The organism is Inquilinus limosus MP06 (genome assembly GCF_000767795.1).
GTDB lineage: Bacteria > Pseudomonadota > Alphaproteobacteria > DSM-16000 > Inquilinaceae > Inquilinus > Inquilinus limosus_E.
Genome location: NZ_JANX01000207.1, coordinates 1 through 9570, shown reverse-complemented (window position 1 = coordinate 9570; position 9570 = coordinate 1). Strand labels below are relative to the sequence as shown.

Sequence of the window (9570 nt, the reverse complement as noted above, 5' to 3'; positions counted from 1 at the left end):
ATTTTGTCGAGGCCTGGGCCAGCCCTCACCCGGCCGTCCTGCGGACGTCCGGCCTCTCCCGCGTCCGGCGGGAGAGGCAATTTGAGTCGTCCCGACATCCGGCGGCCTCCGATCGCCTCATCCCTCCCGCTTCATCCGCTCACGCCGGGCCAGCTCGGCCGCGGACGGCTCGATCTGCACGAAGGACCCGGTGGTCACATCGCCGGACCGGACATAGGTGCTCATCACCACCCCGGTGGTCGACGTCCGGCTGCTGACCAGCTTCAGCCCGGCCGGGATGGTGCCGCGGCCGAACAGCTTCTTGCCGGGGCCGAGCAGGACCGGGACGGTCATCAGCCGGAACTCGTCGATCAGGTCGTGCGCCAGCAGGGTCTGGATCAGGTCGGTGCTGCCCTGCAGCAGCAGGGGCGGGCCGCTGTGCCGCTTCAGCTCGGCCACCGCCTGGGCCGCGTCGCCGCGCAGGGCCACGGAGTTCTGCCAGGTCAGGGGAACGGCCGAGCGGGAGGCGACATACTTCGTCGCGGCGTTGAAGGCCTTGCCGATCGGATCGTCCGCCGGGACATACGGCCAGTAGGCGGCGAAGATCTCGTAGGTCTTGCGGCCGAGCAGCAGGTCATAGGGGCTGCCGAGGGTCTCGCCGATCACCTTGCCCGAGGCCTCGTCCCAGTGATGGAACAGCCAGCCGCCGAACGCGAAGCCGCCGGTCGGATCCTCGTCCGGCCCGCCAGGGGCCTGCATCACGCCGTCCAGGCTGATGAATGCGGCGGCGATGACCTTTCTCATAGTCGTTGCTCCTGTACAGTGGCCTACCACGCTGCTTGAGGCCGGGCGATGGCGGCGTCTCGCACGCCGGGATCGACCACAGGACGAGCGGGCGGGCCCGGTTCCGACACCCCGCCAGAACTTTTCGCACGGAGGGACGCCGCGGTTTCGCCGCTTCGCCTCGCCGGCGTATCGTCGGGGCGAGTCGCGAACCGCGGAGCCGCCGATGTCCCTGCTGAACCGCTATGTCGCCTTCGTCCTGCTGGTGCTGATCACCCTCGTCACCCTGCCGCTGATCGCGCAGGCGTACTGGCTGTGGCCGGTGACGCTGGCCGCCGGGCTGCTCAGCCTGATTGGAATCTGGGACCTGACCCAGGCGCCGCACGCGGTGCGCCGCAACTATCCGGTGATCGGCCACATCCGCTATCTGGTCGAGGCGATCCGGCCGGAGATCCGGCAGTACCTGCTGGAGGCCGACAACGAGAAGCTGCCTTTCTCCCGCGCCCAGCGCTCGCTGGTCTACGCAAGGGCCAAGAACGAGGGCGGCGAGAAGCCGTTCGGCACGCTGCTCGACGTCTACGAGCCGGGCTACGAGTTCATCGGCCATTCCACCCGGCCGGTGCCGGTGCCCGACCCGGCGACCTTCCGCATCACCGTCGGCGGGCCGCAATGCGCCAGGCCGTACTCGCATTCGGTGTTCAACATCTCGGCGATCAGCTTCGGCGCGCTCAGCGCCAACGCCATCCGGGCGCTGAACCTGGGCGCCAAGATGGGTGGCTTCGCCCATGACACCGGCGAGGGCAGCATCAGCTCCTACCATCGGGAGAACCAGGGCGACCTGGTGTGGGAGCTGGGCAGCGGCTATTTCGGCTGCCGCACCGCCGACGGGCAGTTCGACCCGGAGCGCTTCGCCGAGCAGGCGAAGAGCGACCAGGTCAAGATGATCGAGATCAAGCTGAGCCAGGGGGCCAAGCCGGGCCATGGCGGCATTCTGCCGGCCCGCAAGGTGACGCCGGAGATCGCCGAAACCCGCGGCGTGCCGGTCGGGCAGGACTGCATCTCGCCGTCGCGGCACAGCGCCTTCTCGACTCCGATCGAGATGATGGGCTTCATCGCCCGGCTGCGCGAGCTGTCGGGCGGCAAGCCGGTCGGCTTCAAGTTCTGTCTCGGCCATCCGTGGGAGTTCATGGGCATCGTCAAGGCGATGCTGGAGACCGGCATCCTGCCCGACTTCATCGTCGTCGACGGGGCCGAGGGCGGCACCGGCGCGGCGCCGGTGGAGTTCACCGACCATCTCGGCGTGCCGATGCGCGAGGGGCTGCTGTTCGTGCACAACAGCTTGGTCGGCGCCGATCTGCGCGGCAAGATCAAGCTCGGCGTCGCCGGCAAGGTGGTCAGCGCCTTCGACATCGCCAGCGTGCTGGCGATCGGCGCCGACTGGGCCAATGCGGCGCGCGGCTTCATGTTCGCGATCGGCTGCATCCAGTCGCAGAGCTGCCACACCAACCGCTGCCCGACCGGCGTCGCCACCCAGGACCCGCTGCGGCAGCGTGCCCTGGTGGTGCCGGACAAGGCCGATCGGGTGCGCAACTTCCACCGCAACACCATGAAGGCGCTGGCCGAGATGCTTGCGGCGGCGGGGCTGGAGCATCCGTCGCAGCTGGGGCCGCACCACCTGGTGCAGCGAACCGGGACGGCGGAGATCCGCCTGTTCTCGCAGCTGCACTACTTCGCCAAGCCGGGCGAGCTGCTGGACGGCACGTCGCGCAGCCCGCTCTATTCCGACAGCTGGGCCCTGGCCCGCGCGGACAGCTTCGACCCGAAGCCGATGTAGGTGCGGGCGGCGGAGCCGCGTCGCGCGGTGTGGGCCGCGGGTGCGTCCGGCCCTGCGCCACGGCCCTGGCGAATGGCGAGGCCGCTCTCAGTCGATCGGCTGGCCGGTGCGGTCGCGCATGGCCAGCAGGGTCAGGGCGCTGACCACGGCCGCGGCGATCACGTAGAAGCTCGGCGCCAGCTTGCTGCCGGTCTCCTCGATCAGCAGGGTGACGATCACCGCCGCGAAGCCGCCGAAGATGGTCACGGCGAAGTTGTAGGCCAGCGACAGGCCGGTGGAGCGCAGACCGGCCGGGAACTGCTCGGCCAGCAGGGCCGGCGCCGGTCCGGTGAAGGCGGCCAGCAGCAGCCCGAGGATGGCCTGCACCGTCGCCAGCACCGCCAGGGTCGGGTTGGCGTTGACCCAGGCGAAGAGGGGCCAGACCAGAACGCCGATGGCGACCGCCGCGGACAGCAGCAGGCGCCGGCGGCCGACCCGGTCGGACAGCATGCCAGCCACCGGGCAGCCCAGCATCAGCACCACGCCGCCGATGGTGGTGGCGATGAAGGCGTCGGCCAGGGAGATGCCCAGCTGCTTGTTGGCGTAGGTGGTCATGTAGAACAGCAGCACATAGGTGCAGACCGTCCACAGGATGGTGACGCCGAAGCCGGAGGCGATGCCGCGCGGGTGCTCGGCCAGGGCGTCGCGCAGCGGCGATTCGCTCTTGCGGGTGCGGTCGTCGGTGAAGACCGGCGTCTCGTCGATCCGGGCGCGGATGTAGAAGCCGACCGGGCCGATCAACAGGCCGAACAGGAATGGCACGCGCCAGCCCCAGCTGTCGATCGCCGCCGGGTCCAGCGCCTGGGTAACGATGGTGCCGCAGATGCCGCCCAGCACCACGGCCAAGGCCTGGCTGGTCTGCTGCCAGCTGGCGTAGTAGCCGCGCCGCTTCGCCGGGGCGTATTCGATCAGGAAGGCGGTGGCGCCGCCGATCTCGCCGCCGGCGGAGAAGCCCTGGATCAGCCGCGCCAGCACGATCACCAGCGGCCCGGCGATGCCGGCCTGGGCGTAGGTCGGGGCGAAGCCCAGCAGGGCGGTGCCGACCGCCATCAGGAGAATGGTCAGGGTCAGCGCCGCCTTGCGCCCGGCGCGGTCGGCATACACGCCCAGCACCACGGCGCCGACCGGCCGCATGAAGAAGCCGACGCCGTAGGTGCCGACGGTCAGCAGGATCGAGGTCAGGTCGTCGCCGGCCGGGAAGAACAGCCGGGCGATGATCGGGGTGAAGAAGCCGTAGACGGTGAAGTCGAACCATTCGAGCCCGTTGCCGATCGTGGCCGCGGCAATGGCGTGCCGCCGCTCCGCATCGCGAAGCCCGATGGGACCCGAAGCCTGCACCGCCATTCCTGTGCCTCCCCCTGGGATTTTGATCAAGAGGGCGAGTTCACGACGACCCGTCCGCGCTGTCCACCCGGCAATTCAGCAGGTCAGGACCGACTATGCCGGGATGATCCGCGCGTTCACTGCGAGAGATCGCTTCAGAATGCGCTGGCGTGAGTCGGCTGGTGGTGGTTCGAGATCCGGAGCGCAGCGCATGTTGGTGCGTGGGCACCGGAAGCGGAGAAACCGCCGTCAGACGGCCGCGCCAGCAGCATTATCAAACGATCTCTAGGGCCAGGCGACGAGGGGCGGCAGCGACATCAGAATCGCCTCGGTGTTGCCGCCGGTCTTCAGCCCGAAGGTGGTGCCGCGATCATAGAGCAGGTTGAACTCGACATAGCGGCCGCGGCGCTGCAGCTGGTGGGCCCGCTGCGCCTCGGTCCAGGGCCGGTCCATGTGGCGGCGGACGATGCGCGGATAGACGTCGAGGAAGGCCAGGCCGACATCGCGGGTGAAGGCGAAATCGGCATCCCAGCCGCCGGTGTCGACATTGTCGAAGAAGATGCCGCCGACCCCGCGCGGCTCGTCCCGGTGAGGCAGGAAGAAGTACTTGTCGCACCACTCCTTGAAGCGCGGGTAGTAGCCGGGATCGTACCGGTCGCAGGCGGCCCGCAGCGCGGCATGGAACTCGGTCGTGTCGGCCTCGTCGGGGATCATCGGCGTCAGGTCGGCGCCGCCGCCGAACCAGCCGATCGAAGTCTCGATCCGCCGGGTGTTCATGTGCGCCGCCGGCACCAGCGGGCTCTGCAGATGCGCCACCAGGCTGATGCCCGAGGCCCAGAACCGCCCGTCGCCGGTCGCGCCCGGGATCTGGGCCCGGAAGGCCTCGGAGAACTCGCCATGTACGGTCGAGATGTTGACGCCGACCTTCTCGAACACCCGGCCGCGCATGGTCGACATCACGCCGCCGCCGCCGCCCGGCCGGTCCCAGGCCTTGCGCTCAAACCGGCCCGGCGGCCGGTCCGACAACGGACCGGCATAGTCGTCCTCGATCGCCTCGAAGGCGGCGCAGATCCGGTCGCGCAGCGTCGCGAACCAGGCGGCGGCCTCGGCCTTGCGGGATTCGATCGTTTCGGGCGGGGTCGGGCTCATGCGGGCCTCCGTTGCGGCGGCGGCACCATAGGACGGGCGGAGGAGGCGCGAAACGTCCATTGGCGCCGCAGGATCAGGGGTTCAGAACGAGGCTCCGGTCTGGCGAATCGCCTCGCCCAGCGCCATCGCCGCGGCGGTCGCGACGTTGATCGACCGCGCCTCCGGCCGCAGCGGGATGACGATGCGGGCATCCGCCGCATCATGCACCGTATCGGGCACGCCGGCGCTCTCGCGCCCGACCATGATCCGGTCATCGGCCGCAAACGAGAAGCTCGTATAGGGCTGGCTGGCCCTGGTGGTCAGCAGCACGAGCCGTCCGGAATGGCCCGTTTCGGCATAGCGGCGCCAGCTGGTCCAGCGCGTGAGATCCAGGAAATCCGCGTAGTCCATGGCCGCGCGGCGCAGCCGCCGGTCGTCGACCAGGAAGCCGCAGGGCTCGATCAGGTCGACGGCGACGCCGAGCGCCGCGGCCAGCCGCATCATGGTGCCCGCGTTCTGCGGGATGTCTGGTTCGAAGAGGACGAGGCGCATGTCGGTCGGGGCTCGGGCGCGGTGCTGCGTCGCTGTGCGGTTCTAGCGAATTGCAAGGGTCGGAATGGCATTGTATAGACCCGAAGCCGCCTCCTGCCCGGATTGCGTGTTTGCGCCACCCGGGACCGAAGCCAGCTCGGGGGCGCGGGGGATAAAGGTCGACCAAGAAGGACCGTTGCAACAATGTCGGATACCACCCTCCAGGGCACGCCGGGCCCGAGCCATACGCCGACCGGGGATCACGGATCCGGGGAGGGGGGCACTCGTCGCGACTTCCTGTATCTCCTGACCGGCGCGGTGGGCGCCGTCGGCGTCGCCAGCGTGGCCTGGCCCCTGATCGACAGCATGAACCCGTCGAAGGACGTCCTGGCCCTGGCGTCGATCGATGTCGACCTGACCCCAGTGGCGGTCGGCCAGTCCCTGACGGTGAAGTGGCGCGGCAAGCCGGTGTTCATCCGGCACCGGCCGGAAGACCAGATCAAGGCGGCCGAGGACGTGCCGCTCAACCAGCTGCCCGACCCGCAGCCCGATTCGGCCCGCGTGCAGAAGCCGGAATGGCTCATCGTCATCGGCGTCTGCACCCATCTCGGCTGCATCCCGCTGGGCCAGAACCCGGGTGAGAATCGCGGCCCGTATGGCGGCTGGTTCTGCCCGTGCCACGGGTCGATCTACGACACCTCCGGGCGCATCCGGCAGGGACCGGCGCCGGCGAACCTCGCCGTGCCGACCTACGCCTTCACCGCCGACACCAAAGTCAAGATCGGCTGAGCCGCTCGCTCCGGAGACTTCCCATGGCCCACTCAGCCCAGCCCGCGAACTTCCAGAACCCGGTGATCCGCTGGGTCGACTCGCGCCTGCCGATCTTCTCGATGATGTACAAGGAGTACGGCGAGTACCCGGCGCCGCGGAACTTCAACTATCTTTGGAACTTCGGCGCCATCGCCGGGATGATGCTGGTGATCATGATCGCCACCGGCCTGTTCCTGTCGATGCAGTACACGCCGCATGTCGATTACGCCTTCCAGTCGGTCGAGCGCATCATGCGCGACGTCAATTACGGCTGGCTGATGCGCTACATCCATGCCAACGGCGCGTCGATGTTCTTCATCGCCGTCTACATCCATATCTTCCGCGGCCTGTATTACGGCTCCTACAAGAGCCCGCGTGAGCTGGTGTGGATCTTCGGCGTCCTGATCTTCCTTCTGATGATGGCCACCGCCTTCATGGGCTATGTGCTGCCCTGGGGCCAGATGAGCTTCTGGGGCGCCACCGTCATCACCAACCTGTTCTCGGCCATCCCGCTGGTCGGCGAGAACATCGTCACCTGGCTGTGGGGCGGCTTCGCGGTCGACAACCCGACGCTGAACCGCTTCTACTCGCTGCACTTCCTGCTGCCCTTCGTGATCCTCGGCGTCGTCGTCATCCATGTCGGCGCCTTCCACATCACGGGCTCGAACAACCCCTCGGGCATCGACCCCAAGGGCCCGCAGGACACGCTGCCCTTCCACCCGTACTACACGGCCAAGGACAGCTTCGGCATCGCCGTGTTCCTGATCTTCTATGCCTTCATCGTGTTCTTCGCGCCGAACCTGATGGGGCATGCCGACAACTACATCCAGGCCAACCCGCTGCAGACGCCGGCGCATATCGTCCCGGAATGGTACTTCCTGCCGTTCTACGCGATCCTGCGCTCGATCACCTTCAGCCTGTTCGGCATCCCGGCGAAGCTCTTGGGCGTGATCGCCATGTTCGGCGCCATCGCCATCCTGTTCGTGCTGCCCTGGCTCGACACCAGCCGGGTGCGCAGCGCCCGCTTCCGCCCGATCTACCGCTGGTGCTTCTGGCTGCTGGTGGCGTCGGTGATCGGCCTCGGCTACGCCGGGTCGCAGCCGCCGGAGGGGCTGCCCGTGGTGATCGGCCAGGTCGGCATGGTCTACTACTTCCTGCACTTCCTGGTGATCCTGCCGATCCTGGGCAAGATCGAACGGCCGCTGCCGCTGCCGCGCAGCATCAGCGAATCCGTCCTCGGGCCCTCGGCCGCTACGAATACGGTGAAGGCGTGACCATGCCGCTCCTCGACAAGATCATGCTGCGACCCGCCCTCACCGCCGCGGCCCTGCTGCTGGCGCTCGGCACCGCCCTCCCGGCCGCCCGGGCGGCAGAGGAGGGGGCCGAGCCCGCGGCCCAGAACTGGTCCTTCGCCGGCTTCTTCGGCACCTTTGACAAGGCCTCCGCCCAGCGCGGCTTCCAGGTCTACAAGGAGGTGTGCTCGAACTGCCACTCGATGCACCTGATGTCCTACCGCGACCTCAGCGGGCTGGGCTTCAGCGAGGACGAGGTCAAGGCGATCGCCGCCGAATACAAGGTCGCCGACACCAATGACGCCGGCGAGCCGATCGAGCGCACGGCGCTGCCGTCGGACAAGTTCCACAATCCGTTCCCGAACGACAAGGCGGCGGCGGCGGCGAATGGCGGCAAGGTGCCGCCCGACCTGTCGCTGATGGCCAAGGCGCGGGGCGAGGGCGGGGAGACCGACGGCCCCAACTACATCTACGCGTTCCTGACCGGCTTCCACGACGCGCCGGCGGGCTTCCAGGTGCCGGACGGGCTGAATTACAACGCCGCTTTCCCCGGCCATGTCACGGCCATGCCGAACATGCTGACCGACGGTGCCGTCACCTATTCAGACGGCACCGAGGCCAAGCACGAGCAGGAGGCCTGGGACGTCGTCAACTTCCTGATGTGGACGGCCGAGCCGAACCTGGAGGAGCGCAAGCACACCGGCGTCAAGGTGATCCTGTTCCTGATCATCTTCGCCGGGCTGCTCTACTCGGTGAAGCGCAAGGTCTGGGCCAACGCCCACTGATACCGGGCGGCCGATGATCCATGACGGGGCGGTGCTTGCACCGCCCCGTGCTATTTTGGGCCGTCGTTCTATCCGGGAGGCCGCCATGGACCGGACCGAGACCCGACCGCTCGAACTGCCGCCCGCGATCCGCGGCCTGAACCTGTTCGCCACCGACCGCGACCTGCAGCGCCGCCTGGCCCGGCGCAGCCCCGACCTGCTGCCGCGCTTCGGCGACCGGCTGGCCGAGTTCGGCGCCTGGGTCGGCGAGGCGGTGGAGGCGCAGGCCGACTACACCAGCCGGCACGCCCCGCCGCGGCTGGAAAGCCATGACGGCACCGGCGCTCCGGCCGGCCGGGTGGTGTTGAACGCCGAATACCGCGCCTGCCATGCCGACGCCTATCGCCGCGGCGTCATCGGCCTGGCCTTCGGGCCGGAGCGGGCGCCGCACCTGCTGTCCTTCGTCATGGGTGGGATGCTGTCGCAGGCCGATGTCTCGGTGCACTGCCCGGTGACGATGACCGGCGCCGTCGCCTGGGTGCTCGACCGGCTGGCGCCGGACCCGGTCCGCAATGAGTGGCTGCCGCTCTTGACCCGGATGGACGGCCGGGCGCTCTCCGGCGGCACCTGGGCGACCGAGCTGCATGGCGGCACCGACGTCGCCGCCACCACCACGGTGGCGGAGCTGGACGGCGCGGCCTGGCGCCTGACCGGGCTGAAATGGTTCACCAGCAATGCCGGGGCCGGGGTGGCGCTGGCCACCGCCCGGCCGAAAGGCGCGCCGGAGGGGGCGCGTGGCCTCGGCTGCTACCTGGTGCCGTCGCTGCTGCCGGACGGCACGCCGAACCGCCTGCATGTCCGCCGGCTGAAGGACAAGGTCGGCACCCGCGGCCTCGCCACCGGCGAGACCGTGCTGGACGCCGCCTGGGCGGTCGAGGTGGCGCCGCCGCCGCACGGCCTGAAGGCGATGCTGGAGGCGCTGGAATACAGCCGGGTGCACAACGCCTTCGGCGCCGCCGGGCTGCACCGCCGCGCCGTGCTCGAATCGCTGGCCTGGACCAGCCATCGCCGGGTCGGCGGCACGCTC

9 protein-coding genes are annotated in these 9570 nt (G+C 69.1%); 5 read left to right on the top strand and 4 right to left on the bottom strand.

Annotated features, from left to right (window positions below; genetic code table 11):
• Positions 1-117 precede the first annotated feature (117 nt).
• The gene (locus P409_RS16930) at positions 118-783 is read right to left on the bottom strand and encodes a dihydrofolate reductase family protein (RefSeq protein ID WP_034839786.1); all 666 of its coding nucleotides are present in this window, start codon (positions 781-783) and stop codon (positions 118-120) included.
• Between the two features lie 205 nt (positions 784-988).
• Between P409_RS16930 and P409_RS16925 the strand changes: the two genes are divergently transcribed.
• Positions 989-2596 (top strand): FMN-binding glutamate synthase family protein, encoded by a 1608-nt coding sequence (locus P409_RS16925; protein ID WP_034839782.1) that lies wholly within the window; start codon positions 989-991, stop codon positions 2594-2596.
• An 87-nt stretch (positions 2597-2683) separates the two neighbouring features.
• On the opposite strand, the gene P409_RS16920 is transcribed toward P409_RS16925, so the two are convergent.
• The 3 genes from P409_RS16920 to P409_RS16910 form a co-directional block, all read right to left on the bottom strand.
• Positions 2684-3979, bottom strand: a complete 1296-nt coding sequence (locus P409_RS16920; protein WP_052120795.1) for an MFS transporter — start codon at positions 3977-3979, stop codon at positions 2684-2686.
• Between the two features lie 264 nt (positions 3980-4243).
• Positions 4244-5107: an oxygen-dependent coproporphyrinogen oxidase gene (hemF, locus tag P409_RS16915; RefSeq protein ID WP_034839779.1), complete on the bottom strand. Its 864-nt coding sequence runs from the start codon at positions 5105-5107 to the stop codon at positions 4244-4246.
• Positions 5108-5188: 81 nt separating this feature from the next.
• Entirely contained in the window at positions 5189-5638 is a 450-nt protein-coding gene (locus P409_RS16910) for a tRNA (cytidine(34)-2'-O)-methyltransferase (protein WP_034839776.1), read from the bottom strand.
• Between the two features lie 183 nt (positions 5639-5821).
• Between P409_RS16910 and petA the strand changes: the two genes are divergently transcribed.
• The 4 genes from petA to P409_RS16890 all read left to right on the top strand — a co-directional run.
• A complete protein-coding gene (gene petA / locus P409_RS16905) occupies positions 5822-6406 on the top strand; it encodes a ubiquinol-cytochrome c reductase iron-sulfur subunit (RefSeq protein WP_034839771.1) in 585 nt (194 codons plus the stop codon).
• 23 nt (positions 6407-6429) lie between these two features.
• Positions 6430-7701, top strand: a complete 1272-nt coding sequence (locus tag P409_RS16900) for a cytochrome b (protein ID WP_034839768.1) — start codon at positions 6430-6432, stop codon at positions 7699-7701.
• 2 nt (positions 7702-7703) lie between these two features.
• On the top strand, positions 7704-8504 hold the full coding sequence (locus tag P409_RS16895) for a cytochrome c1 (RefSeq protein ID WP_081991571.1): 801 nt from the start codon (positions 7704-7706) through the stop codon (positions 8502-8504).
• An 85-nt stretch (positions 8505-8589) separates the two neighbouring features.
• Positions 8590-9570 (top strand): acyl-CoA dehydrogenase family protein (locus tag P409_RS16890; RefSeq protein ID WP_193366500.1); only part of this gene is annotated, 981 nt, incomplete at its 3' end.

What these genes read in the sequence shown, in the direction of transcription:
- P409_RS16930 (WP_034839786.1), bottom strand. Translation starts at nt 783, where the DNA reads ATGAGAAAGGTCATCGCCGCCGCATTCATCAGCCTGGACGGCGTGATG.
- P409_RS16925 (WP_034839782.1), top strand. Translation starts at nt 989, where the DNA reads ATGTCCCTGCTGAACCGCTATGTCGCCTTCGTCCTGCTGGTGCTGATC.
- P409_RS16920 (WP_052120795.1), bottom strand. Translation starts at nt 3,979, where the DNA reads ATGGCGGTGCAGGCTTCGGGTCCCATCGGGCTTCGCGATGCGGAGCGG.
- hemF (WP_034839779.1), bottom strand. Translation starts at nt 5,107, where the DNA reads ATGAGCCCGACCCCGCCCGAAACGATCGAATCCCGCAAGGCCGAGGCC.
- P409_RS16910 (WP_034839776.1), bottom strand. Translation starts at nt 5,638, where the DNA reads ATGCGCCTCGTCCTCTTCGAACCAGACATCCCGCAGAACGCGGGCACC.
- petA (WP_034839771.1), top strand. Translation starts at nt 5,822, where the DNA reads ATGTCGGATACCACCCTCCAGGGCACGCCGGGCCCGAGCCATACGCCG.
- P409_RS16900 (WP_034839768.1), top strand. Translation starts at nt 6,430, where the DNA reads ATGGCCCACTCAGCCCAGCCCGCGAACTTCCAGAACCCGGTGATCCGC.
- P409_RS16895 (WP_081991571.1), top strand. Translation starts at nt 7,704, where the DNA reads ATGCCGCTCCTCGACAAGATCATGCTGCGACCCGCCCTCACCGCCGCG.